This is a genomic window from Streptomyces sp. NPDC050674 (assembly GCF_040654575.1).
In the GTDB taxonomy this organism is placed as follows: Bacteria; Actinomycetota; Actinomycetes; order Streptomycetales; family Streptomycetaceae; genus Streptomyces.
This window is the reverse complement of sequence record NZ_JBFAIG010000008.1, coordinates 155,473-180,363: the sequence shown is the minus strand read 5'-3', so window position 1 is coordinate 180,363 and position 24,891 is coordinate 155,473. Positions and strand designations below refer to the sequence as shown.

The following is a 24,891-nucleotide window of genomic DNA, read 5'->3' as shown; positions in this document are numbered from 1 at the left end:
TGATGCTGCGCGTATGTCGAACCCACACGATCTTCTCCCCCGCCCCCGCTACGGTGTCGACGCTCCGGCGTTCCCCGCCCTGACCGGTGCCGTTGGCGTCGCCTGCTGCCTCGCCGCCACCCGGTGGCGGCCGAGTCGACGTGGACGAGCCACGGCCGCCATCGGCGCGGCGGTGCTCGCGTCCACCGGGGTGTACCTGCACACCACGCTGCGCGGCAAACTCCGCTTCTGGGAGCGGGAGCTGGACCGGATCGGCCTGAAGGGCGGCGAGCAGCTGCTCGACCTCGGCTGCGGTCGCGGCATGGTGCTGATCGAGGCAGCGACGCGGCTGCCGAAGGGACGTGCCCACGGCGTCGACCTGTGGACCGGCGACCAGAGCGGCAACAGCCCCGAGGCCACCCTGGCCAACGGCGCGGCGGCCGGGGTGGCCGGCAGGGTCGAGGTGCACACGGCCGACATGACCGAGCTGCCGTTCGAGGACGCGTCCTTCGACGTAGTGACGAGCGCGATGGCCATCCACAACATCCCCTCGCGCGAGGCGCGCCGCAGTGCCGTGGACGAGGCGATGCGGGTGCTGCGCCCCGGCGGGCAGCTGGTCCTCGCGGACTTGTGGTGGGCGCTCAAGGACTACACAGCGCACCTCGGACAGGGCACGCTGCGCCCGCTCGGGCCCGGGTACTGGTACGGCGGGCCGTGGTTCGCCGTCACGCTGTTCCGTGTCGTGAAGGAGTCGGCCCCGACGGGTGAGGAGCCGTGCTGACCGCGCGACGGCCGTGGCGCTGGACGCCTTCGTGCTGCGGACGGTGGTCGTCCCGGCGGTCATGCACCTGTGCGGACGCGCCAACTGGTGGTTGCCCGCCTGGCTGGACCGCCGTCTGCCGCACTTGACGGTCGAGCCGCCGACGGAGGAGGAGCAGCCCACCCACGCGCCGGGACCCGCCCTGGTGTGACGGGCCCCGGCCGCGGACGGGACGCTGACGCTGAACCGCAGGCCAGTACATGACCGACCGGACAACTCCTAGCAGCCAGGGCGGGACGGGCGCCCGCAGCGGGGGCGCCGCCGTGCGCACGCGACGCGGGCCGCACCCGCGTACGGCGAGAAGGGGCCGTGTCGGGGGGTGTCCGCCCGCAGCGGTTGGCGCGTCGACGGACAGTCAGTCGGTATGGCACCCCATCGCGCCGTTCCGAGGACGGACACCCCCCGGCGCGGCCCCGACCCACCGCCCGGCGTCACGCGACGACGCGCACCCCCACCCGGCGCCACACGAGACGGGCGCGCATCGTGGAGGTCACGGGTCCCGCCGCACCGGCCCCGCCCGGTCCAGCAACCCCGTCCGCGCCGCCAGCGCCGCCGCTTCCAGCCGGGATCCCACGCCCAGTTTCATCAGCACCCGCTGGACGTGCGTACGGGCCGTCGACGGGGCGATGCCCATGCCCGCCGCGATCAGACGGGTGTCCTCGCCGTCGGCGACCCGGACCAGCACCTCCACCTCCCGCGGTGTGAGCATCTGGAGCAACCGCTGGCCCTCGTCGTCCGGTTGGGCCGCCGGGTTGAGCAACTCACTGAACGCACCCTGCAACAGCTGCGGCGCCACCGCCGCCTCCCCCGCCCGGGCCTTCATGATCGCCCGCTCGACACCCTCTATGCGCTCGTCGTGCCGGACGTATCCCGACGCCCCCGCCGCGAACGCCGCCGCGATGCCCCGGGGACTCGGCACCGGTCCGAGCACCAGCACCGCCACCTGCGGCCGCTCCCGTTTGATCCTCACCACCGGGTCGAAGATGCCCGGCTCGGCCGGCGCCGCCGTCCCCAGCAGGCACACCTCAGGCGCCCGCGTGATCACCAGCTCCGCCGCCCCCGCGGCCGGCGCCGCCGCGGCCAGCACCCGGTGCCCCCGCAGCTTCAGCGCCGAAGCCAGCGCCTCGGCCAGCAATCGGTGGTCGTCGACCACCATGAGCCGTACTCCCATCGAGCAACCCCCCAGTCACCCCAGCCCCCCATGGAAGCCCCCCGGCTCCCCCGCCTTCATGCCCCCGGAAGCTACACGCTTGTTCGACGTTGCGCTCCCCCTACCGGCGAGAATCGCCCCGGATCACCGAAAGTCCTCTCCCTCCAGGTTGACCGCGCCGAACAGCGATGGCCCCGCCCCTGAACAGGGACGGGGCCACAGCAGCCACCAGTCGGTCACGAACCGGTCGGTACTCGGTCAGAGCCCGGTCGGAGTTCGTCAGCCCGTGCCGAAGCCGACCGCGAGGTACTCCTTGTCCCGCACCGCCGACCGCTTGCTCGCGTACACCTTGGACATGTAGAGGTGCCCGTCGGCGAACAGGAACTCGGAGTACTCCGGCGACATGCCGGTCTCCACGTCGCGGACCGTCCTCGTCGCGGGGTTCTCCAGCAGCTTCGTCTCCTTGAAGCTGCCCCCGGCGATGCTCACGACCTGCCCGCCCTTGTCGTACGGCGGACGCTTGTACGCGATCAGGTTGCCGCCGTCCATGCGCAGCGGCGAGATCGTGTAGCCGTCGCCGGCGTCGGCCCGCTGCCCGGTCTGCTTGCCGGTGGCGAGGTCGAAGGCGACGATCTCGTTGGTCTCGCTGTACTTGCCGGTGCCGTCGTGCTCCTCGGTCGGCAGGTACAGCCGGTCGTTGCCCACGGCCAGCAGGTTGCAGGCCTCGACGCGGGTGATGCCCTCGCAGCGGGCCGCGAACTGCTCGCCCGGCGCGGAGATGCGGGTGCGCAGCTTGCCGGTCTTGCCGTCGATGGAGAAGAAGTCGGAGATGCCGCTGCCGTCGCCCGCTGAGTCGCCGACGTCGGCGGCCACGACCAGCGGGTCGGTCGACACGATGCTCGCGTACTCGATGCCCTCGGTCATCTTGTACTCCGAGATCACCTTCCCGGCCTTCGGGTCGATGGTCTGGATGTGCAGCTGCCGCTGGTCGTACGAGCCGCACTTGCGCACCGCGACCAGCTTCGCGCCGCCGCCGTACCCGGCGTCGTAGCAGGAGTCGCCCGGCTTCGGGCTCCACAGGAGCTTGCCGGAGACGTCGAAGGCGGCGCCGCCGCTGGTGCTGCCGACGGCGACGGTCTTCCCGCTGAGGGTGATGTTGTCGAAGTTGATCAGCTGGTCACCGGTCTTGACGGTCTTCGTCCACAGCTTCTTGCCCGCGTCGAGGTCGATGAGCGCGATCTGGCTGCACCCGTGCGAGGGGTCGGCCTTGGTGGGCATCGCCGGCTGGTAGAGGACCGCCGTCAGGTTGTCGTCGGTGACATGGCGACTGGCCTGGCAGACCGGGCCGGACAGCGGGACCTTCCACAACTCGCTGCCCTTGTCGCGGTCGTAGCCGACGATCTGGGCGATGCCGCTCTTGACGTACGCCTTGTCGGTGAGCCACGAGCCGGAGACGACGACCGTGCTGTCGTTCTTCACCTCGGGCGCCGGGACCTGGAAGAGGACCCTGGCGCCGGGGTCGGACGGCGCCTTCTCCTTGCCGGAGGCGGTGCCGCCGTTGCCGTCGTCCGTGCCGCCGGTGCCGGCGCTGGTTCCGGCGGTGTCGTTCTCCCTGCCCTCGTCCTTGCCGGAGGAGGCGTACCAGACGCCACCGCAGATGATCAGGGCGATCGCCACGACCGCGGCGACGATGATCAGCATCTGCGCGCCGAACTTCCCGCCGCCGCCCGGCTGTCCGGCCTGCGGCTGGTGCGGCATGGGCTGCTGCGGATAGCCGTAACCGGGCTGCTGCGCGTAACCGGGCTGCCCGTAAGGCGCCTGCTGCTGCCCGTACGGCGCCTGCTGCGGCTGCCCGAACGGCCCAGGCTGCTGACCGGGGTAGCCGTAGCCGGGCGGCCCCTGCGGAGCCTGGGGGGCCGGAGCCGCCTGCGGATACCCGTACCCCTGCGGAGGCTGGGGCGGGGTCTGCGGGGCGGCCGGCGGCGGGGTCTGCGGAGGGGTCTGCGGCGCGGACGGTGCCTGGGGGTAGCCGTACCCCGGCTCCGGGGCCTTGCCCAGGTTCGGCCCGGCCGGGGGCGGGGTCTGCGGCGGCTGGTCCTGGGGCGGGCCGAAGCCGCCCCCCTGCGGGGGCTGCTGGGGCGGCGGGGGCGGCGGCTGGGTCATGGCGTGGGTACCTCGGGGAAGGGGACGGACGACGAAGGGAGTTCGCAGGGAGGAAGAGTCACTTGCCGTAGGCGAGCATCAACTTCTCCTTCGTGTCGTCGTTCCCGCTCAGCCGGCTCGTCGAGATGTAGAAGCGCCCGTCGACCCAGTCGATCTCCTTGGAGAAGAAGCTGTTCTCGATGTCCGCGGCGCCCTCGGGGTTCTGCAACAGCTTGGACGGCTTGTGGCTGCCACCGCCGGTCGGGATGGACACGATCTGCCCGCCCGCGTCGTACGACGGCTCCACATAGGCGATGAGCTTGCCGCCCTCGGTCTTCACCGGCAGCATCGACTCGTCGGCGGGTGACTTCACGCGCCACTTCTCCTTGCCGTTGGCGAGGTTGACCGCGACGATCTCGTTGGCGCCGGTGGTGGCCTTGGTCGGCAGGTAGAGCGTGGAGTCGTCGGCGGCGACGCCCTGGCAGCCCGTGAGGTCGCGCTCGAGGATGGCCCAGCCGCACTCGGGGGCGAAGTCCTCGTCGAAGCCGACCTGCGAGCGGAACTTGCCGCCGGAGGTGAAGGTGGAGATGTTCCAGGCCTTCTTGTCCTCGTTGGTGCTGTAGACGACCAGGGGGCTGACCGAGTAGGTGCGCGCGACCCGCCAGCCCTTGTCGAACGGCTGGGTCCACTTGGCCTTGCCGGTCTTCGGGTCGAGCTCCTGGATCTCGTCGTGCTCCTTGCCGGTGCCGGCGCCGCAGGAGGACACGGCGATCAGCTTCTCGCCGCCGGCGAACGCGGCGGGGAAGCAGGCGTTGCCGTACTTCTTCTTGTCGAAGAGCTTGTCGCCGTTGGTGACGTCGTAGGCCGTGCCGGACTGGGAGCGGCCCACCATCAGCGTCTTGCCGGTGATGGACAGCTCGACGGAGAGCGTGGAGTCGAACAGGCCGCCGTCGGCGACCTGTTCCTTCCAGCCCTTCTCGCCGGTGACGAGGTCGATCTCCTGGAGCTGGTTGCACTTGGCGCGGTCGCTGCCGCCGCTCATGTACGCGACGACGATCTTGTTGTCGGACGTCTTCTGCTGAGTCGTCGCGCAGATCTTCTGCGGGAAGGTGATCGCATCCCAGGACGGCTTGCCGTCACCGACGTTGTAGGCGAAGAGCTGCTTGTAGGCGGCCTTCACCGCGGTCTTGCCGGTGATCCACATGCCGTCGGCGTCGGCACCGGAACCGGGGGCGTCGGGCGCCTCCTTGTACCAGAGGACCTTGGCCTCGCCGGCCTGGCGGCCCGCGTTGAGGTCCTCCGGGTCCTCGCCGCCGTCACCGCTGCCGTCGCCGGGGTTGACCGGCGCGGAGGAGGCGGGCTTGGCGTCGTCGGTCTTCTGGGCGACGGGCTTCTTCTGGCCCTCGCCGCTGTCGCCGCCGGTGACGGCCCACACGGTTCCGCCGACCACGAGCAGCGCGACGACGGCCGCGCCGATGATCAGGGCGGTCTTGTTCTTGAAGGGGTTGTTCGAGCCGCCCCCGGGCGGCATGCCGGGCGCACCGGGGTACTGCGGCTGCTGCGGGTAGCCGTAACCGGGCTGGCCGTACGGACCGGGCTGCTGCGGCTGGCCGTACGGACCCGGCTGCTGCGGCTGGCCGTAGGGGCCGGGGTTGTACGGGCCGGGCTGCTGCGGCTGCCCGTACGGGCCGGGCTGCTGCGGGTAGCCGTAGCCGGGCTGCGGCGGGCCCTGCGGGGGCGGCGGCCCCTGGGGCGGGCCCTGGGGCGGCGGCGGGGTCTGCGGCACCCCGTGACCACCGCCCTGCGGCGGCTGGTTGTGCGGCTGGTTCTGCGGTGTTCCGAAGCCACCGTGCGGCGGCTGACTGGGCGGCTGAGTCATCAGCGGCTCCCCCGTTCGATCACTGATTTTTAGCCACACCCTGAGATGCTCATCGGGCTCAGAGTCGCTTCATAAAGTTCTAAGACGACTCTTTCTATCACCAGGTTCCGACAGCACACCGGGCCGATCACCCCCTGTTCCCAAGGGAGGACCGGCCCGTGATGCCGCCGTTATGCGCCTTCACGCACCCTTCACGCGTCCTCGGCCAGTTCCAGCCAGCGCATCTCCAGCTCCTCACGCTGACCGGCCAACTCCCGCAGCTCGGCGTCCAGTTCGGCGACCTTCGCGAAGTCCGTGGCGTTTTCGGCGATTTGGGCGTGGAGTTTGGTCTCCTTCTCGGACACCTTGTCGAGCTGCCGCTCGATCTTCTGGAGCTCCTTCTTGGCGACCCGCTGGTCGGCGGCGCTCTTCTCCGGGGCGGCCGACTGCTGCGCCGCCGCGGGGGCCTGGGCGGCCGCGGCCTCCTCCATGCGCCGCCTGCGCTCCAGGTACTCGTCGATGCCGCGCGGCAGCATCCGAAGGGCGCCGTCGCCGAGCAGGGCGAACACCCGGTCGGTGGTGCGCTCGATGAAGAACCGGTCGTGGGAGATGACGATCATCGAACCGGGCCAGCCGTCGAGCACGTCCTCCAGCTGGTTCAGCGTCTCGATGTCGAGGTCGTTGGTGGGCTCGTCGAGGAAGAGGACGTTGGGCTCGTCCATGAGCAGGCGCAGCAGCTGGAGACGGCGGCGCTCACCGCCGGACAGGTCGCCGACGGGCGTCCACTGCTTCTCCTTGGTGAAGCCGAACGTCTCGCACAGCTGCCCGGCGGTCATCTCGCGGCCCTTGCCGAGGTCGACGCGCTCGCGCACCTGCTGCACGGCCTCCAGCACGCGGGTGGCGGGGTCGAGTTCGGCGACCTCCTGGGAGAGGTAGGCCAGCTTCACCGTCTTGCCGACGCGGACCTGTCCGCCGACGGGCTGGGTCTCGCCGCCGGACCTGGCGGCCTCGGCCATGGCGCGCAGCAGGGACGTCTTCCCGGCGCCGTTGACGCCGACCAGGCCGATCCGGTCGCCGGGTCCGAGCTGCCAGGTGACGTGCTTGAGCAGGACCTTGGGGCCCGCCTGGACGGTGATGTCCTCCAGGTCGAACACGGTCTTGCCGAGCCGCGAGGACGCGAAGCGCATCAGCTCGCTGCTGTCCCGGGGCGGGGGCACGTCCTTGATGAGCTCGTTGGCGGCCTCGACGCGGAAGCGCGGCTTGGACGTACGGGCGGGCGCCCCGCGGCGCAGCCAGGCCAGCTCCTTGCGGACGAGGTTCTGCCGCTTGGCCTCCTCGGTGGCGGCGATGCGCTCGCGCTCGGCCCGGGCGAAGACGTAGTCGGAGTAGCCGCCCTCGTATTCGTGGACCGTGCCGCGCTGGACGTCCCACATGCGCGTGCACACCTGGTCCAGGAACCACCGGTCGTGGGTGACGCACACCAGCGCCGACCTGCGGGCCTGCAGATGCCGGGCGAGCCAGGCGATGCCCTCGACGTCGAGGTGGTTGGTGGGCTCGTCCAGGACGAGCAGGTCCTGCTCCTCGATGAGCAGCTTCGCCAGGGCGATACGGCGGCGCTCACCGCCGGAGAGCGGGCCGATGACGGTGTCGAGGCCCTTGGGGAACCCCGGCAGGTCCAGCCCGCCGAACAGGCCGGTCAGCACGTCCCTCACCTTGGCCTCGCCCGCCCACTCGTGGTCGGCCATGTCGCCGATGACCTCGTGGCGGACGGTGGCCTCGGGGTCGAGGGAGTCGTGCTGGGTGAGCACGCCGAGGCGGAGCCCGCCGGAGTGCGTGACCCGCCCGCTGTCGGCGCTCTCCTGCCTGGCCAGCATGCGGATGAGGGTGGTCTTGCCGTCGCCGTTGCGCCCGACGACACCGATGCGGTCCCCTTCGGAGACGCCGAGGGAGACGCCGTCGAGCAGCGCACGGGTGCCGTACACCTTGCTGACGTTCTCGACATTGACCAGGTTGACGGCCATTTCTCTCCTGCCAAGGGGGATGGATCGATCTCCCAGGGTAGTCGCGCGCGGGGGTGCTCCGGCCGGGGCGGTCAGCCGCCGTCCGCCGCCTCCCGGCGGCGCTGGTAGCGCCATACGTCCAGCAGCCGCTCGTCGTCCCGCAGCTCCTCGGCGACGGGGCCGACGCGGTGCTGGGCCTCGACGCAGCGCGGGTCGTCGCGCACGGCCAGTCCTGACACGGCGCAGAGGCGGATCGACTGGCGCTCGTCATGGGTGAGCGCGACCAGCGTGTCCCCCACCTCGGGCTCGTGCCCCCGGAGGTGGGCGAGCCAGTGGCACACCGCCTCGCGTACCCCGGGGTCCTCGTCATGGGCCAGGGTGAGCACGGCGGTGAGGCTCTCGGGGTGGTGCACGCTGCCCGGCACCAGGGCGCGCACCGCCGGGTCCGGGTGGGTGAGGAACGACAGCGCGACGGCCTCGATCTCCGGGGCGCTGTCGTGGGTCATCGCGTGGAGGAGGACCGCCAGCACCTCGGGGTCCTGCTCCCGCTCCGCCCAGGGCACGAGCTCCCGCCCCCGTTCCCCGAACGGGTCGTCTCCCGTGGTGCCGTCTCCGAGGATCAGCGAGAGCAGCAGGTCGGCGGCGAGCAGCCGGTGCGGCCGGCCGGGGTGGTCGAGCAGGTCCAGGCTCCGCTGCCAGGTCTCCTCGTCGGCCCGCCGGCCGAGCGTGAACACCGCGTCGCACCAGACGACGTGGTCCCGGTCGGGGTGGGCGAGGGCGCGGGCGGCCAGTTCGTCGAAGGGCGCGCGGATGCCGTAGCGGGCCTCCATGGAGGTGAGCATCGCCCGGTGCTCGTCGCGCACGGTCGTCCCGCCGAGCGTGAGCTGCTCCGACCACCAGCCGATCTCGTCCTCGACCCGGATCCGCGTCACCGGCCCGGTGCGGCCGGTGAGGCGGCGCAGTCCGGCCTCCGCGCCCGCCTCGGCCCACCGCCGTATGCGGGCCAGCACTTCTGCGCGCACCGGTGCCGTGAGCGGGATCCGGCTGGTGGCGAGCGCGCGGGTCAGGAGGTGCGATCCGCCGTCCACCGCCCGCGTCAGCGGGGTGCTCCCGTCGGGCAGCGGGCGCAGGGGGTCGGCGCCGGCTCCCAGCAGCGCCTCGGCGACCGGCCGGTCGTAGGCCGCCACGGCGAGACAGAGGACCGGGAGGCCGTCCTCGCGGGTGTCGGGGTCGGCCCCGGCCTCCAGCAGCGCCGTGACCTCGTCCGCGTCCCCGCGCCGTACGGCCTCGATCAGTTCCCGCACTCCTGTGCCTCCCCGTGGTCGGACAACTGGGGAAGCCTAGGCGCCCGGCAGCGGCCGGGGCACACGATCAACGCCCGGCGACCCTCGACGGGGCGCTGGCCGGCACCCCCGGCGCACGCCACCGGGGGCACGTGGTCAACGCCCGGCGACCGTGGCCCCGGGTGCCGGGCCCGACGCGGTGCGCACCGTCCGGCACGTGCCGGACACGAGCAGGGCCTGTGCCACCGCGGCCGCCGACTCCGGGTCGCGGACCAGGAACGCGGTGGTCGGGCCGGAGCCCGAGACGAGGGCCGCGAGGGCGCCGGCGGCCCGGCCGGCCTCCAGGGTGGCGGCGAGTTCCGGGAAGAGGGAGAGCGCGGCGGGCTGGAGGTCGTTGGAGACGGCGGCGGCGAGCGCGTCCGGGTCGCCCTTGGCGAGGGCGGCGAGGAGGTCCTGGGAGGCGACGGGCTCGGGGATGTCGGTGCCCTCGCCGAGCCGGTCGAACTCGCGGAAGACCGCGGGGGTGGACAGGCCGCGCCCGGCCATCGCGAACACCCAGTGGAAGGTGCCGCCGACCTCCAGGGGCGTCAGCCGCTCACCGCGCCCGACGCCGAGGGCCGCACCGCCGACCAGGCTGAACGGCACGTCGCTGCCCAGCTCGGCGCAGATGTCGAGCAGTTCCTCGCGGGAGGCGCCGGTCCCCCACAGCGCGTCGCAGGCCACCAGCGCGCCGGCGCCGTCCGCGCTGCCGCCCGCCATGCCGCCGGCGACGGGGATGTCCTTGGCGATGTGGAGGTGGACGTCGGGGCTGCGGCCGTACCGCGCGGCGAGCGCTTCGGCGGCCCGCGCGGCCAGGTTCGTACGGTCGAGGGGCACCAGGTCGGCGTCCGGGCCCTCGCAGGTGACGCGGAGTCCGTCGGCCGGGGTGACGGTGACCTCGTCGTAGAGGCCGACGGCCAGGAAGACGTTGGCCAGGTCGTGGAAGCCGTCGGGGCGGGCGGCGCCCACCGCCAGCTGGACGTTGACCTTGGCGGGGACGCGGACCGTGACGCTCACGCGGGCTCCTTCTCCTCGTGGCGGTTCGCCTTGTGCTCGGCGATCCGCGCGAACTCCTCCACGGTCAGCGACTCGCCCCGGGCCTGCGGCGAGACCCCGGCGGCGACCAGGGCCTCCTCTGCGGCGGCGGCCGATCCGGCCCAGCCGGCCAGCGCGGCCCGCAGCGTCTTGCGGCGCTGGGCGAACGCCGCGTCGACGACGGCGAACACCTCGCGCTTGGCGGCGGTCGTCTTCAGCGGCTCGCTCCGGCGGACCAGGGACACCAGGCCGCTGTCGACGTTGGGCGCGGGCCAGAACACGTTCCGCCCGATGGCACCGGCGCGCTTGACCTCGGCGTACCAGTTGGCCTTGACCGAGGGGACGCCGTAGACCTTCGAGCCGGGCGGGGCGGCGAGCCGGTCGGCGACCTCCGCCTGGACCATGACAAGGGTGCGTTCGATGGTCGGGAAGGTGTCGAGCATGTGCAGCAGGACCGGGACGGCCACGTTGTAGGGGAGGTTGGCGACCAGCGCGGTCGGCGCGGGGCCCGGCAGCTCGGTGACGTGCATGGCGTCGGAGTGGACCAGGGCGAACCGGTCGGCGCGCTCGGGCATGCGGGCCGTGATGGTCGCGGGCAGCGCGCCGGCGAGCACGTCGTCGATCTCCACGGCCGTGACCCGGTCGGCGGCCTCCAGCAGCGCGAGGGTGAGCGAGCCGAGCCCCGGGCCGACCTCGACGACCACGTCGTCGGGGCGGACCTGTGCGGTGCGGACGATACGGCGGACGGTGTTCGCGTCGATCACGAAGTTCTGTCCGCGCTGCTTGGTCGGGCGCACGCCGAGGGCTGCCGCGAGCTCGCGGATGTCGGCGGGGCCCAGAAGGGCGTCGGGGGTGGGGCTGCTGGTCACGGGACAAGGGTACGGGGGTCCGCCCGCCCCTTCCGGCTCCCCCTCATCCGTGCAGCCGCCCCCCGCAGTGCGGCCACGGGCTGGCTCCGCGCCGCACGTAGAGCTTCTTCGCCCGGTAGGTCTGTTCCGCGGCCGGGGCGTCCTGGGGGCGGCCGCTGCCGCCGAGGGCCTGCCAGGTCCGGGTGTCGAACTGGTAGAGGCCGCCGTAGGTGCCCGAGGAGTCGACCGCGTCGGGACGGCCGCCGGACTCGCAGTCCGCCAGGCCCTGCCAGTCGAGGTGGTCGGCGCCCCGCACGGACGCCGGGCGCGGTTTCGTACCGACCTTCACGACCTGCGGGCGCGGCTCGCGCACCACCTCGGATCCGATCCGGCGCGGCTTCTGCCGGACGCCGTTGACCGTGCGCAGGGAGAAGGTGATCCGGCGCAGGCCCGGCTCGCCCGCCTGTTCCACGACCTCCGTACCCCGGAACAGGTCCGGGTCCTCCGTCCGCCGCACCTGGAACGGGATCGGCTCCTCGCGCACCTCCTTGCCGCCGGTGATCCGCAGCACCGTCACGGTCTGCCCGTCGCGCGGGAAGCTGCTCTGCGGGACCGAGGTGGCGTCCTGGCCGCGCAGGGTGATCCCGGCCTGCTCGACGGCCTCCCGTACGGTCGCCGCGTTGGTGCGCACCGTACGGGCGCGCCCGTCCGCCATGATCGTGACGGTGCGCTCGGTCCGCACGTCCAGTGCGAGCCCCTCGCGTCCGATGCGCCGGGAGCGCGGAATGGACACGTAGGCGCCCTCCTGCCGCACGCCGAGCTGCCGCAGCGCGCCCTCCACCGTGTGGGCGGTCGTCCACACCTCGCGCCGCTGTCCGTCGAGGGTGAGCCGCACGGGGCGGCCGTAGTGCACGGCGATCTCGTCGCCGCTGCTGATCTCGGTGCCGGGCCGGGGCGCCACCACGTCGTGGGCGCCGACCTCGACGCCCTCCTCCGCGAGCAGCTCGGTGACGTCGTCGGCGAAGGTGTGCAGGGTGCGCGCCCTGCCGTCGACGTTCAGCTCGATCGCCTTGTCATCGGCGACGAACGCCGTGGTGCCGCCCGCCAGGAAGGCGACGACCAGGGCCTGCGGGAGCAGTCGGCGCATCGGGCCGTCCGGCCGCTCGACATAGCGCGCCTTGCGCCGGCGCGCGGCCCTGCGGTGCGAGCCGGTGCGCGCCGCGGCTCGCGACCCGGCGCGTGCGCCCACGCCCCGGTCCGGGTGACCTTCGGGCCCGGGTCCGCCGTCCGGGGCACCCTGCCGGGGCAGGCCGGGCAGGGTCGGTGCCTCGTAGGCGGGGCGGTAGGTGTCCTCGTGGGCGCCGGGCGTCCCGTGGGGGAGGGTGTCGGCGCTGTGCAGGTCGACCGGTGGCGCGGCGAAACCGCCGTACACGGGGTCGGCGTAGGCCGGGCCATACGTCTCGTACGTCTCGTACCGCGAGGTGCTCACGCCGCTCCAGGGGCCGGGGGAGGTCCAGAGGGGTCCGGATCGGGCCCCCAGAACCTAGCGGAGCGGTCGTCACTCTCCAAAGCGACGCGACTACGCACAGTCGTGCGGTGGAGCGGGTGGGTGGGGTCAGTACCCGAAGGCGCGTGCGGTGTTGGCGCCGAGCGCCGTGGCCAGCGTGTCCTCGTCGATGCCGCGCACCTCGGCCATGGCCCGCACCGTGATCGGCACGAGGTAGGGGGCGTTGGGCCGCCCGCGGTAGGGCGCCGGGGTGAGGAAGGGGGCGTCCGTCTCCACCAGGAGGAGCTCCAGCGGGGCCACCGCCACCGCGTCCCGCAGGTTCTGGGCGTTCTTGAAGGTGACGTTGCCGGCGAAGGACATGAAGTAACCGGCGCTCGCGCAGATCCGCGCCATCTCGGCGTCGCCGGAGTAGCAGTGGAAGACGGTCCGCTCGGGGGCGCCCTCCTCCTTCAGTACGCGCAGGACGTCGGTGTGGGCCTCGCGGTCATGGATGACCAGGGCCTTGCCGTGCCGCTTGGCGATCTCGATGTGGGCGCGGAAGGACCGCTCCTGCGCGTCCTTGCCCTCGGGCCCGGTGCGGAAGTAGTCGAGGCCCGTCTCACCGACGCCCTTGACCTGCTCCAGCGCGGCCAGCCGGTCGATCTCGGCGAGCGCCTCGTCCAGGGCGGCCGGGCCGCCGGGTTCCCGGGCACCCTGCCTGGACCAGCCGTCGGGGTCGCCGTGCACGATCCGAGGCGCCTCGTTCGGGTGCAGGGCGACCGTCGCGTGGACGGCGCCGTGCGCCGCCGCCGTCTCGGCGGCCCAGCGGGAGCCCTTGAGGTCGCAGCCGACCTGCACGACCGTCGTCACTCCGACCGACGCCGCCTTGGCCAGGGCCTCCTCGACCGTGCCGGACTGCATGTCCAGGTGCGTGTGGGAGTCGGCGACCGGTGCCCGGAGGGGCTCCGGGAGGGGCGGGGCCGCGTTCTTGTCCTGGCGGCCGGAGGCGTTCGAAGGCATGCCCCGATCCTACGAAAGGAGTACGCCCTCCCCGGTAGGGGAGGACCGGGGAGGGCGTCGACAAGGCGGGCCGGACGGGTCGGCCCGCCTTGTGCCTGGAAGGGGACCCGGACGGGTCAGCTCGCCTTGCGCTGGAAGGGATGCAGCAGGTCGGACAGGTGCCAGTGGTGGTCGTCGCGCTGTTCCCGGCCCGCCGTCGCCCCGGCCTCGGCGTCCACGGCGGGCGCCTCCACGGGCCCCGCGGGCGGCGGCACGCGGGACGGCCGGTGCGCCGCGTCACGCGCCGACGCGACCCGCCCGGGCCGCATGATCCGTACGACGTGGCTGTCGCAGTGGTGGCATTCGGGCTTGCTCAACGGGGAGGGCACCACCTTGCCGTCGGCCACGTAGAGGACGAACTCGTGACCCGCGGCGTCCGTGTGGTGCTCTATCTCGTACGACTGCTCCCAGCCGTGCCCGCATCGCATGCAGGCGAAGGAGTAGGACTCGTTGACGACTGCGGTCGCACCGGCGCGGAGCCCGGTCTGCCCTGCGATCTCACTCATGCCAGCTCCTGTTGGTCCGCTGTGGCGTGAGGGCGATGCCGCCCCCGCAACCCAGTGGACTCCTCGGCCGGACCGATGGCAGCAGACCTGTCGACTGTTGGCCCCGATTTGGGCGTCCCTTGCCCCTGTGCCCCTTCTGCTTTGCCGACCCATGGGGCGCACGCTCAAACGAAAAGCGCCCTGCTCAGAGGGGTTTCAGCGCCCCTTCAGGGGCGCGGGGAACCGCGCGATCAACCACAGTCGCCGCGCACCCCGCCAAGCACTTGGGCCCCACCCCGGACCCCGCTAAGGAGTGGCGTTCTTCGCGGCGACCACCGCATCGAAAACCACCCTCTTCGGCACACCGGCCTCCGCCGCCACCGCGGCGATCGCCTCCTTGCGCCGCTCCCCCGCTTCCTCCCGCACCCGGACCCGCCGTACCAGCTCCTCGGGCCCGACCTCCTCGGGTCCCTTCTCCGGCGCGCCCTCCACCACCACGGTGATCTCCCCGCGCACGCCCTCCGCGGCCCACGCGGCCAGCTCCCCGAGCCCGCCCCGCCGGACCTCCTCGTACGTCTTGGTCAGCTCCCGGCACACCGCCGCCCGCCGCTCGGCCCCGAACACCTCGGCCATGGCCGCCAGCGTGTCGTCGAGCCGGTGCGGGGCCTCGAAGTAGACGAGGGTGCGCCGCTCGTCGGCGACCTCCCGCAGCCGCCCCAGCCGCTCCCCCGCCTTGCGCGGCAGGAACCCCTCGAAGCAGAACCGGTCGACGGGCAGCCCGGACAGCGCCAGCGCGGTGAGCACCGCGGACGGCCCGGGTACGGCGGTGACCCGCACGTCCCGCTCCACGGCGGCCGCGACCAGCCGGTAGCCCGGGTCGGACACGGACGGCATGCCCGCGTCCGTGACGAGCAGCACCCGGGCGCCGCCGACGAGCTCCTCGACCAGCTCCGGCGTCCGGGCGGACTCGTTGCCCTCGAAGTACGACACGACCCGGCCCTTGGGCGTCACGCCCAGCGCCTGGGTCAGCCGGCGCAGCCGCCGCGTGTCCTCGGCGGCGACGACGTCCGCCCCGGCCAGTTCCTCGGCGAGCCGGGGCGGGGCGTCCGCGATGTCGCCGATGGGGGTGCCTGCGAGTACGAGGGTTCCGATCACCCTCCCATCCTCCCAGGGCCGGGGGGCGCGGACTCCTCCCAGGGGCGGAGGATGCGGACGCATACCGGCCATGCACGGGACTCACACAGAACGGTTCCCTACGATGGCGCGGTGACCAGTACCGCGTCCTCCACGGACACCCGGCAGGGCCAGGCGCCGCACGAGCAGCGGACGTCCTGGCAGCAGCGGCTGCGCCGCTTCGGCTACCAGGGGCAGCCCAGAAGCGACGCAGACGACGTCCGTGCGCGCCTGGTGCCGCCGTACACCGAGCCCGGGCCCCGGCTGTGGGCGGCTCTCGGCGTCCCGCACACACTCGCGGGACGGCTGGTGCGCTGGTCGGGCTGGATCGGCCCGCTGCTGGTGACGCTGCTGGCGGGGGTGCTGCGGTTCTGGAACCTGGGCAACCCCAGGGCGGTGATATTCGACGAGACGTACTACGCCAAGGACGCGTGGGGTCTCGTGCACCGCGGGTTCGAGGTCAGCTGGGACAAGAACGCCAACGACCTGGTTTTGTCGTCGGGTTCGCACGTGGCCATCCCGACGGACGCGGCGTACGTGGTGCACCCGCCGGTCGGCAAGTACGTCATCGGGCTCGGCGAGCTGATGTTCGGGTTCGACCCGTTCGGCTGGCGGTTCATGACGGCGCTGCTCGGCACGCTGTCCGTGCTGCTGCTGTGCCGGATCGGCCGCCGGCTGTTCCGCTCCACCTTCCTGGGGTGCCTCGCGGGCGCGCTGATGGCGGTGGACGGCCTGCACTTCGTGATGAGCCGCACGGCGCTGCTCGACGGCGTGCTGATGTTCTTCGTGCTGGCCGCGTTCGGCTGTCTGCTCGTGGACCGGGACAAGGCACGCGCGCGACTGGCCGCCGCGCTGCCGGTGGACGCCGACGGCCGGGTCCGTCCCGACCGGTACACGGCCGAGACGACCCGCCTCGGATGGCGCCCCTGGCGCTGGGCGGCGGGCCTGATGCTGGGCCTGGCCATCGGCACCAAGTGGAACGGCCTGTACATCCTGGCGGCGTTCTGCCTGATGGCGGTGTTGTGGGACGTCGGCTCGCGCCGGGTCGCCGGGGCCCGGCACCCGTACACGGCGGCCCTCAAGCGCGACACGGGCCTGGCGTTCCTCGCCACCGTCCCGGTGGCCCTGGTCACCTACCTCCTGTCCTGGACCGGCTGGATCCTCTCCGCCACGGACGGTTCCGGAGGCTACTTCCGCAACTGGGCCGCCACCGGCGGCAAGGGCGGCAACTGGACCTTCCTGCCCGACTGGCTGCGCAGCCTGTGGCACTACGAGCACCAGGTCTACGAGTTCCACGTCGGCTTGTCCTCGCCGCACACCTACCAGTCCAACCCGTGGAGCTGGCTCGTCCTCGGCCGCCCGGTGTCGTACTTCTACGAGTCCCCGGCGCCCGGCAAGGACGGCTGCCCCGCGGACGCCGGCGAGAAGTGCGCCCGCGAGGTCCTCGCCCTCGGCACGCCGCTGCTGTGGTGGGTCGCCTGCTTCGCGCTGCTCTACGTGCTGTGGCGCTGGTTCTTCCGCCGCGACTGGCGGGCGGGCGCCATCGCCTGCGGCATCGCGGCCGGCTATCTGCCCTGGTTCATGTACCAGGAACGCACGATCTTCTTCTTCTACGCCGTCGTCTTCCTGCCGTTCCTGTGCCTGGCGGTGGCGATGCTCCTCGGCGCGATCATCGGCCCACCCCGCTCCACCGACACCCGCCGCGTCGCGGGCGCCACGACGGCAGGCGTCCTGGTCCTCCTGATCACCTGGAACTTCATCTATTTCTGGCCCCTGTACACCGGCCAGGCCATCCCGATCGACGACTGGCGGGCGCGGATGTGGCTGGACACCTGGGTCTGATCCACGTTCGGCCAAGAATCGAAACTCACTGCCCTCCAGTAACCGCTTGTGCTTAGAGTGCACCCCGGGATCGAGCTTTCTGAACGCGTTCAATCGAACGGGTGAGGCTCAACGGGGAGGGGACGGCCCAATGGGCAAGGGGGTCAAAGCCGCTGTCATCGGCGGGGTGTTCGCGGTGATGGTGGGTGGGGCCGGGTACGGGGCCTTCAACATCGTGAGCGCGCTGAACGGCGACGGCGGCAGCGGCGTCGCCGCGAAGAAGACGGGGCCGCCCGGCAAGGACGAGGTCGAGGAGACCACCGCCAGGTTCTTCGCGGCCTGGGAGAAGGGCGAGGCCGCCAGGGCAGCCTCGTTGACGAACAACGACGCGGCCGCGGAGCGGCTGCTCACCGCCTTCGGCGACGACGCGCACGTCACCGACGTGAAGATCACGCCCGGTGCGGCCAGGGGCACCACCGTGCCCTACGCGGTGAAGGCGAAGGTCGTCTACGACGGGAAGACCGAGCCGCTCGGCTACCGCAGCGAGCTGAAGGTCGTGCGCGGCGTCACCACCGGGCGGGCACTGGTCGACTGGCAGCCGTCCGTCGTGCACCCCGAGCTGAAGCGGGCGGACGACACCCTCGTCACCGACACGTCGGCCACCCCGCCCATCGAGGCCGTCGGTCGCGACGGCTCCGTGCTGACGAAGGAGAAGTACCCCTCCCTCGGCCCGGTCCTGGACGCCCTGCGCGAGAAGTACGGCGACGAGGTCGGCGGCACCCGAGGCATCGAGCTGGTCGTCCGGCACCCCGGCAACGGCGCCCCCGACACCCCGCTGCTCACCGTCGCGAAGGGCAAGCCGGGCAAGCTCGTCACCACCATCAGCCCGAGCGCGCAGTCGGCGGCCGAGAAGGCGGTCAAGCGGTTCGCCCAGTCGTCGGTGGTGGCCGTCAAGCCCAGCACCGGAGAGGTGCTGGCCGTGGCCAACCACCGCACGGACGGCTTCAACGCGGCCTTCGAGGGCCAGGCGGCGCCCGGCTCCACCATGAAGATCATCACCGCCGCGATGCTGATCGACAACGGGGTGACCTCGATGAAGGGCCCGGCGCCCTGCCCCGACACCGCGGTGTGGCAGAGCCAGACGTTCAAGAACCTCACGAACATGAAACCCGACGAGAACGCGACGCTGGCCAACAGCTTCATGCGGTCCTGCAACACCGCCTTCATCAAGCTCATCGACGAGAAGCCGCTCACGGACGCCTCGCTGACCCAGGAGGCCGAGGAGCGCTTCGGGCTGGGACGGGACAATTGGAAGACCGGCGTCGTCTCCTTCGACGGCAGCGTCCCCGCGGTCGGCGGGCCGGACCGGGCGGCGGGTGCCATCGGACAGGGCCAGGTCCAGATGAGCCCGCTGAACATGGCCTCCGTGACGGCGACCGCGATCACCGGCTCCTTCCGCCAGCCCTACCTCGTCTCGCCGAAGCTGGACGGCCGCGAGCTGGCACAGGCCCGAGGACTGCCGGCGAGCACCGCCTCCCAGCTCAAGCAGATGATGTGGCTCACCGCCACGCAGGGCACGGCCGCGCCGGCCATGGCCGGACTCGGCGGCGAGATCGGCGCGAAGACCGGTTCCGCCGAGGTCGACGGCAACGCCAAGTCCAACAGCTGGTTCACCGGGTTCCGTGACGACATCGCCGCGGCGGCCATGACCGAGGAGGGCGGGCACGGCGGCGACGCGGCCGGGCCGATTGTCGCAGCCGTGCTACGAACGGGTGGCTGATCTCACCCCCACAGGACGGGACTCTAGGGTGGTGGCCGTCGTTGGGACAGCCGAGGGCGACGGGGACCCTGGGGATTCGCGGAGGAACGAGCAGCAGTGGGCAACAGAAGGCGCGTCGCCGAGCGACGGAAGACGGGACCCGCCGTGGTCGGCGGGATGATCGCCGTGGTCGTCGGCGGTGCCGGGTTCGGTGCCTACGCTCTGTTCGGGGGCGGTGCCGCCGCCGACGACGGGACGCGCGCATCGGACCGGAAGCCCGAGGTGAAGACCGGCCCGCTGTCCCCGGCCGAGGTCACCACCACCGCCCGCGCCTTCCTCACCGCCTGGCAGTCCGGCAAGGCCGACCGGGCCGCCTCGGCCACCGACGACCCGGCCGCGGCCCGGCCGCTGCTCACCGGTTACACCAAGGACGCCCACATCAAGGACGTCACCCTCACCCCGGGCACCCGCTCGGGCGACAAGGTGCCGTTCACCGTCAAGGCCACGGTGGCGTACAAGGGCACCGAGAAGCCGCTGGCGTACGACAGCGCGCTGACCGTCGTCCGCCGCACCAGTGACGGAAAGCCCCTGGTCGACTGGCACGCGGCGGTCGTCCACCCCGACCTGAGGGACGGCGACACGCTGGTCACCGGCGCGGCGGGCACGCCCCCGGTCAAGGCCCTCGACCGGGACGGCGGTGAACTGACCACGAAGAAGTACGCCTCGATCGGCCCCGTCCTCGACGGACTGCGCGAGAAGTACGGCAAGGAGGCCGGCGGCAAGGCCGGTGTCGAACTGCGCGTGGTGCGCGGGAAGGCCGCCAAGGCGAAGGACCTCTCCGACAAGACCCTGCTGGAGCTGAGCGAGGGCACCCCGGGCACGGTGAAGACCACGCTGGACCCGGCCCTGCAAGCGGCGGCCGAACAGCAGGTCGCCAAGAAGGCCAGGTCGTCGGTGGTCCTGCTGCGGGTGTCGACCGGCGAGATCCTGGCCGCCGCCAACGCCTCGCCCGGCTTCAACACCGCCTTCCAGGGCTCTCTCGCCCCCGGCTCCACGATGAAGGTCGTCACCTCGTCGCTGCTGATCGAGAAGGGTCTGGCCTCCCCGGACAAGAAGCACCCGTGCCCGAAGTACTTCACGTACGGGCACTGGAAGTTCCAGAACGACGACAAGTTCGAGATCAAGAACGGCACCTTCAAGGCGAGCTTCGCCCGCTCCTGCAACACGGCCTTCATCAGCCAGGCGCCGAAGCTGAAGAACGACGATCTCACCAAGCAGGCCCAGCAGGTCTTCGGCCTGGGGATGAACAACTGGGCGATCGGTGTGCCGTCCTTCGACGGCGCGGTGCCGGTGCAGTCGGCGGCCCAGATGGGCGCCTCGCTGATCGGGCAGGGCGGGGTCCGGATGAACCCGCTGAACATGGCGTCGGTGTCGGCGACGGTGAAGTCCGGCACCTTCCACCAGCCCTACCTGGTCTCCCCGCAGGTGGACGGGCGGCGGCTGGCGAAGGCCTCGCGCACGATGTCCGCGGGCACCCTGTCCCAGCTGCGTGAACTCATGTCGTACACGGCCGCGTACGGCACGGCCGCGGAGGCGATGGCCGGGGTCGGCGGGGATGTCGGCGCGAAGACCGGTTCGGCCGAGGTCGACGGGCAGAAGAAGCCGAACGGCTGGTTCACGGCCTACCGGGGCGACCTGGCCGCCGCGGGCGTGGTCCAGCAGGGCGGACACGGCGGTTCGACGGCTGGCCCGATCGTGGCGGCGCTGCTGAAGAGGGGCGGCTGAGCCCGGGTCAGTGCGTCACGGGTTCCGCGACGGTCATGTACGTCCGCCGCAGGAACCGCAGCAGCGCCTGCCGCTCGAACTGCACCACCGAGACGCCCTGCGCGGAGTGGAACTCCACCACGACCTGCACCCGGCCGCACGGCCACACCCGCACTTCACCGCTGCCGACGGGGGCGCGCAGCCCCTCCTCCAGCAGCTCGCGGCCGAAGGTCCACTCGCCGCCCCCGGCCCCCGGCAACGCGACGCGCACCGACCGGGGGTCGCGGTCGGGGTCGTACCGCAGGGTGACCGGAATCGCCTCCAGCTCGTCGACGAGCGGGACGGACGCGTCCGTGACGATGTGGGCTCGCGCGTACTGCTCGACTACGGACATCGGACGGCCCCTTCACCGTGCGTGATCCGAGTGGAAAACCGTGCGTCCACTCCCCTTCCAATGTCCCATATTTTCCGGATTGCGCTCCTTGAGCGGATATATCGCGGATGGGATAAAACAAGCATCACGCTCTTGCAAATCGTTCGCATCAAGCCACATCATCGAACGGTGCATGTACCTGACGGATTCATCAACGCGCCCACCTCCGCCGCAACCGGTGTGATCGCCGCGGGCGCCGTCGCCGTGAGCCTGCGCGGTGCGCGCCGGGAACTCGACGAGCGCACGGCGCCGCTGGCCGGACTGGTCGCGGCGTTCATCTTCGCCGTGCAGATGCTGAACTTCCCCGTCGCGGCCGGGACCAGCGGCCATCTGCTCGGCGGTGCGCTGGCGGCGATACTCGTCGGGCCCTACACCGGGGTCCTGTGTGTCTCCGTCGTGCTGCTGATGCAGGGCATCCTCTTCGCGGACGGTGGTCTGACCGCGCTCGGCGTGAACATCACCGACATGGCGATCGTCACCACCGTCGTCGCCTACGCCCTCTTCCGCGGCCTGGTGAAGGTGCTGCCCCGCACCCGCCGGTCGGTCACCGCGGCCTCCTTCGTCGCGGCCCTGGTCTCCGTCCCGGCCGCCGCGCTGGCCTTCACCCTGATGTACGCGGTCGGCGGCACCACCGACGTCTCGATCGGCAAGGTCGCCACCGCCATGATCGGTGTGCACGTCCTGATCGGCATCGGCGAGGCCGCGATCACCGCCCTGACCGTCGGCGCGGTCATCGCCGTACGCCCCGACCTGGTGTACGGGGCGCGCGGGCTGACGCAGAAGCTCAAGCTGCGGGTGAACGGCGAGCTGGTCGACGCGCCCGGCGCCGAGCCCGCCCCCGTGGCCGCCCGGACCTCGCACCGCGCGGTGTGGGCCGCCGGCCTGGTCACCTCCCTGGTCCTGGCCGGATTCGTCAGCTTCTACGCCTCCGCCGACCCCGACGGTCTGGAGAAGGTCGCCGCCGACCAGGGCCTCGACAAGAAGGCCGAGGAGCACACGGTGGCCGACTCGCCGCTCGCCGACTACGGCGTCAAGGACGTCGACGACGCCCGCCTGTCCGGGGGGCTCGCGGGCGTCATCGGGGTGGGCGTCACGGTCGTCGCGGGCACGGGCGTGTTCTGGGCCGTGCGCCGCCGCCGTACGAACGCCACATCCCCGGCCGACACGACGAGCGTGACGAGCGTCTGACATGGGAGCCGGGCACGCGCACAAGCTGTACCGGCACGGGCACTCACCCGTGCACGGCCTGCCGCCGCACACCAAACTCGCCGCCGTGTTCGCCTTCGTGGTCGTCGTGGTGTCGACACCGCGCGAGGCGATGTGGGCGTTCGGGCTGTACGCCGTGCTGCTCGGCGCCGTCGCGTACGTCGCGCGCGTGCCCGCCGGCTTCCTGCTCAGGCGGCTGCTGATCGAGGTGCCGTTCGTCGCGTTCGCGGTGCTCATGCCGTTCGTGGCGGAGGGCGAGCGGGTCGACGTCCTCGGCCTGTCCCTGAGCGTGAACGGACTGTGGGGCGCCTGGAACGTGCTCGCCAAGGGCACGCTCGGCGTCGCGGCCTCGGTGCTGCTGGCCGCCACCACCGAACTGCGCGAACTGCTCCTCGGCCTCCAGCGCCTCAGACTCCCGCCGCTCCTCGTGCAGATCGCGTCCTTCATGATCCGCTACGGCGATGTCATCACCGACGAGATGCGGCGCATGCGGATCGCCCGGGAGTCACGCGGCTTCGAGGCCAGGGGCGTCAAGCACTGGGGCGTGCTCGCCAAGTCGGCGGGCGCGCTGTTCATCCGCTCCTACGAGCGCGGCGAGCGGGTGCACCTGGCCATGGTCAGCCGCGGTTACGCCGGTTCCATGCCGGTCATCGACGAGGTGACCGCGTCCCGGGCGCAGTGGTCGTACGCCCTCGCCCTCCCCTGCGCCGCCCTCCTCGTCTGTCTGCTGGGATGGATCCTGTGACTGCTTCCCTCGAGGTCCTCGGACTCGCCTTCGCCTACCCCGACGGCCACCAGGCCCTCTTCGGCGTCGACTTCTCGATCGCCCGCGGCGAGCGGGTCGCGCTGCTCGGTCCGAACGGCGCCGGCAAGACGACCCTCGTGCTGCACCTCAACGGCATCCTGACCGGCGGCGCCGGCACGGTGCGGGTGGCCGGGCTGCCCGTCGGCAGGCAGCACATGGCCGAGATCCGGCGCCGGGTCGGCATCGTCTTCCAGGACCCGGACGACCAGCTCTTCATGCCGACGGTCCGGGAGGACGTGGCCTTCGGGCCGGCGGCGGCCGGGCTGAAGGGCCCCGAGCTGGAGGAGCGCGTGGAGCGGGCCCTGGAGCGGGTCGGCATGGCCGAGTTCAAGGACCGGCCCCCGCACCACCTGTCCTTCGGGCAGCGGCGCCGGGTGGCGGTCGCGACGGTGCTGGCGATGGAGCCGGAGATCCTCGTCCTCGACGAGCCCTCCTCCAACCTCGACCCCGCCTCCCGCCGCGAGCTGGCGGACATCCTGCGCTCGCTGGACGTGACCGTACTGATGGTCACGCACGACCTGCCCTACGCCCTGGAGCTGTGCCCGCGCTCCCTGATCCTCAGCGACGGGGTGATCGCGGCCGACGGAAAGACGAACGAGCTGCTCGCCGACGAGGAGCTGATGCGGGCCCACCGCCTGGAGCTGCCGTTCGGTTTCGATCCGCGTTCCGTCCCTGCGGCCGGTGCCCGTCCGTGACAATGGGCGCGTGACCAACGACGAGAGCGACGGATCACTGCTGCTGGACGAGCAGCTGTGCTTCGCGCTGTACGCCGCCCAGCGCGCGGTGACGGCGGCGTACCGCCCGCTCCTCGACGAGCTGGGCCTCACCTATCCGCAGTACCTGGTGCTGCTGGTCCTCTGGGAGCGCGGCGAGACCACGGTCAAGGAACTGGCCGCGGCCCTGCGCCTCGACTACGGCACGGTCTCGCCCCTGCTGAAGCGCCTGGAGGCCGCCGGTCTCCTCCGGCGTGAGCGCTCGGCGCGGGACGAGCGCTCGGTGCTCGTGGCCGTGACCGGGCGCGGGGAGGAACTCCGCGAGCGGGCGGGGCGGGTACCCGGAGCCCTGCTGACGACGACGGGGCTCGACGCGGCGGAGGCCGGGCGGCTGCGCGCGGAGCTGTGGCGGCTGGCCGAGCGGGCCGGGTCGGCGGCGGACCGGGCCGGGCCGGCGGCGGCGGACCGGGCCCGCTGAGGGTTACCCCCGGTTGCCACCCCCTGGGCACGGCACGGGAGTTACCGGCCAGTACCTTGTGCACGATGTGTTGGTGCACACCTGGTTCCGGGGGAGGACAGCATGACTGACGGCCCCGCCGTCGACACCCGCCCGACGAAGATCATGTTCGTGGCGGAGGCCACCGCCCACGGGGGCCGCGAGGGCTATGTCACCAGCCAGGACGGTCAGCTCGACCTCAAGGTCGCCATGCCCCCGCAGCTCGGCGGCGACGGCGACGGCACCAACCCGGAACAGCTCTTCGCGGCCGGCTACAGCTCCTGCTTCCACAGCGCCCTGATGCTCGTGGGCAACCGCGAGGGCTACGACCTGACCGGTTCCACGGTCTCCGCGAAGGTCGGCATCGGCCCCAACCAGCAGCGCGGCTACGGCCTCGCGGTCGCCCTGAGCGTCTCCCTGCCGGTCGTCGACGCGGGCCTGGCGACCAGGCTGGTGGACGCGGCCCACGAGGTCTGCCCGTACTCGAACGCGACCCGCGGGAACATCGACGTGACCATCCTGCTTGGCTAGAGGGGA

The 24,891-nt window shown here is 72.2% G+C and carries 21 protein-coding genes and 1 pseudogene; 10 read left to right on the top strand and 12 right to left on the bottom strand.

All coding sequences use genetic code 11. The features are described 5' to 3' along the window. The first annotated feature begins 13 nt into the window (after positions 1-13). On the top strand, positions 14-760 hold the full coding sequence (locus AB0I06_RS15870; RefSeq protein WP_363119367.1) for a class I SAM-dependent methyltransferase: 747 nt from the start codon (positions 14-16) through the stop codon (positions 758-760). 4 nt (positions 761-764) lie between these two features. Next, a pseudogene (locus AB0I06_RS15865) lies at positions 765-950 on the top strand (hypothetical protein); the annotation flags it as partial. Positions 951-1,289: 339 nt separating this feature from the next. Here the strand turns inward: AB0I06_RS15865 and AB0I06_RS15860 are convergent. The 11 genes from AB0I06_RS15860 to rsmI form a co-directional block, all read right to left on the bottom strand. Then, the gene (locus AB0I06_RS15860) at positions 1,290-1,970 is read right to left on the bottom strand and encodes a response regulator transcription factor (RefSeq protein WP_363119366.1); all 681 of its coding nucleotides are present in this window, start codon (positions 1,968-1,970) and stop codon (positions 1,290-1,292) included. A 258-nt stretch (positions 1,971-2,228) separates the two neighbouring features. Next, complete coding sequence (locus tag AB0I06_RS15855) at positions 2,229-4,112, bottom strand: PQQ-binding-like beta-propeller repeat protein (RefSeq protein WP_363119365.1); 1,884 nt, start codon at positions 4,110-4,112, stop codon at positions 2,229-2,231. Between the two features lie 58 nt (positions 4,113-4,170). Beyond that, positions 4,171-5,970, bottom strand: coding sequence for a PQQ-binding-like beta-propeller repeat protein (locus AB0I06_RS15850; RefSeq protein ID WP_363119364.1), 1,800 nt, complete (start codon positions 5,968-5,970; stop codon positions 4,171-4,173). A 191-nt stretch (positions 5,971-6,161) separates the two neighbouring features. After that, complete coding sequence (locus tag AB0I06_RS15845) at positions 6,162-7,970, bottom strand: ABC-F family ATP-binding cassette domain-containing protein (protein ID WP_363119363.1); 1,809 nt, start codon at positions 7,968-7,970, stop codon at positions 6,162-6,164. 71 nt (positions 7,971-8,041) lie between these two features. Continuing rightward, positions 8,042-9,253, bottom strand: a complete 1,212-nt coding sequence (locus tag AB0I06_RS15840) for a HEAT repeat domain-containing protein (protein WP_363119362.1) — start codon at positions 9,251-9,253, stop codon at positions 8,042-8,044. 135 nt (positions 9,254-9,388) lie between these two features. Beyond that, complete coding sequence (locus AB0I06_RS15835) at positions 9,389-10,288, bottom strand: 4-(cytidine 5'-diphospho)-2-C-methyl-D-erythritol kinase (protein WP_363119361.1); 900 nt, start codon at positions 10,286-10,288, stop codon at positions 9,389-9,391. Then, positions 10,285-11,175, bottom strand: coding sequence for a 16S rRNA (adenine(1518)-N(6)/adenine(1519)-N(6))-dimethyltransferase RsmA (gene rsmA, locus AB0I06_RS15830; RefSeq protein ID WP_363119360.1), 891 nt, complete (start codon positions 11,173-11,175; stop codon positions 10,285-10,287). The genes AB0I06_RS15835 and rsmA overlap by 4 nt, the downstream gene beginning before the upstream one ends. 43 nt (positions 11,176-11,218) lie before the next feature. Then, entirely contained in the window at positions 11,219-12,643 is a 1,425-nt protein-coding gene (locus AB0I06_RS15825) for a ubiquitin-like domain-containing protein (protein WP_363119359.1), read from the bottom strand. A 126-nt stretch (positions 12,644-12,769) separates the two neighbouring features. Beyond that, positions 12,770-13,660, bottom strand: a complete 891-nt coding sequence (locus AB0I06_RS15820; protein WP_363119358.1) for a TatD family hydrolase — start codon at positions 13,658-13,660, stop codon at positions 12,770-12,772. Between the two features lie 116 nt (positions 13,661-13,776). After that, on the bottom strand, positions 13,777-14,205 hold the full coding sequence (locus AB0I06_RS15815) for a hypothetical protein (protein ID WP_363119357.1): 429 nt from the start codon (positions 14,203-14,205) through the stop codon (positions 13,777-13,779). Between the two features lie 285 nt (positions 14,206-14,490). Then, the gene (gene rsmI, locus AB0I06_RS15810; RefSeq protein ID WP_363119356.1) at positions 14,491-15,339 is read right to left on the bottom strand and encodes a 16S rRNA (cytidine(1402)-2'-O)-methyltransferase; all 849 of its coding nucleotides are present in this window, start codon (positions 15,337-15,339) and stop codon (positions 14,491-14,493) included. 111 nt (positions 15,340-15,450) lie between these two features. On the opposite strand from rsmI, the gene AB0I06_RS15805 reads away from it, so the two are divergent. From AB0I06_RS15805 to AB0I06_RS15795, 3 genes are all read left to right on the top strand, one after another. Next, positions 15,451-17,199: a phospholipid carrier-dependent glycosyltransferase gene (locus tag AB0I06_RS15805; RefSeq protein WP_363119355.1), complete on the top strand. Its 1,749-nt coding sequence runs from the start codon at positions 15,451-15,453 to the stop codon at positions 17,197-17,199. A 130-nt stretch (positions 17,200-17,329) separates the two neighbouring features. After that, positions 17,330-18,958, top strand: coding sequence for a penicillin-binding transpeptidase domain-containing protein (locus AB0I06_RS15800; protein WP_363119354.1), 1,629 nt, complete (start codon positions 17,330-17,332; stop codon positions 18,956-18,958). 96 nt (positions 18,959-19,054) lie between these two features. Next, a complete protein-coding gene (locus AB0I06_RS15795) occupies positions 19,055-20,722 on the top strand; it encodes a penicillin-binding transpeptidase domain-containing protein (protein ID WP_363119353.1) in 1,668 nt (555 codons plus the stop codon). 7 nt (positions 20,723-20,729) lie between these two features. Here AB0I06_RS15795 and AB0I06_RS15790 read toward each other — a convergent pair whose 3' ends face one another. After that, positions 20,730-21,095 (bottom strand): SsgA family sporulation/cell division regulator, encoded by a 366-nt coding sequence (locus AB0I06_RS15790; RefSeq protein ID WP_363119352.1) that lies wholly within the window; start codon positions 21,093-21,095, stop codon positions 20,730-20,732. A gap of 168 nt (positions 21,096-21,263) precedes the next feature. On the opposite strand from AB0I06_RS15790, the gene AB0I06_RS15785 reads away from it, so the two are divergent. The 5 genes from AB0I06_RS15785 to AB0I06_RS15765 all read left to right on the top strand — a co-directional run bounded on the left by AB0I06_RS15785 (position 21,264) and on the right by AB0I06_RS15765 (position 24,885). After that, on the top strand, positions 21,264-22,322 hold the full coding sequence (locus AB0I06_RS15785) for an energy-coupling factor ABC transporter permease (protein WP_363119351.1): 1,059 nt from the start codon (positions 21,264-21,266) through the stop codon (positions 22,320-22,322). A gap of 1 nt (position 22,323) precedes the next feature. After that, a complete protein-coding gene (gene cbiQ, locus AB0I06_RS15780) occupies positions 22,324-23,085 on the top strand; it encodes a cobalt ECF transporter T component CbiQ (protein WP_363119350.1) in 762 nt (253 codons plus the stop codon). After that, a complete protein-coding gene (locus AB0I06_RS15775) occupies positions 23,073-23,840 on the top strand; it encodes an ABC transporter ATP-binding protein (RefSeq protein WP_363119349.1) in 768 nt (255 codons plus the stop codon). Before cbiQ ends, AB0I06_RS15775 begins: the two co-directional genes overlap by 13 nt. Before the next feature lie 10 nt (positions 23,841-23,850). Further along, a complete protein-coding gene (locus tag AB0I06_RS15770) occupies positions 23,851-24,336 on the top strand; it encodes a MarR family transcriptional regulator (protein ID WP_363119348.1) in 486 nt (161 codons plus the stop codon). A 102-nt stretch (positions 24,337-24,438) separates the two neighbouring features. Beyond that, positions 24,439-24,885: an organic hydroperoxide resistance protein gene (locus tag AB0I06_RS15765; protein WP_363119347.1), complete on the top strand. Its 447-nt coding sequence runs from the start codon at positions 24,439-24,441 to the stop codon at positions 24,883-24,885. Positions 24,886-24,891: the final 6 nt, after the last annotated feature.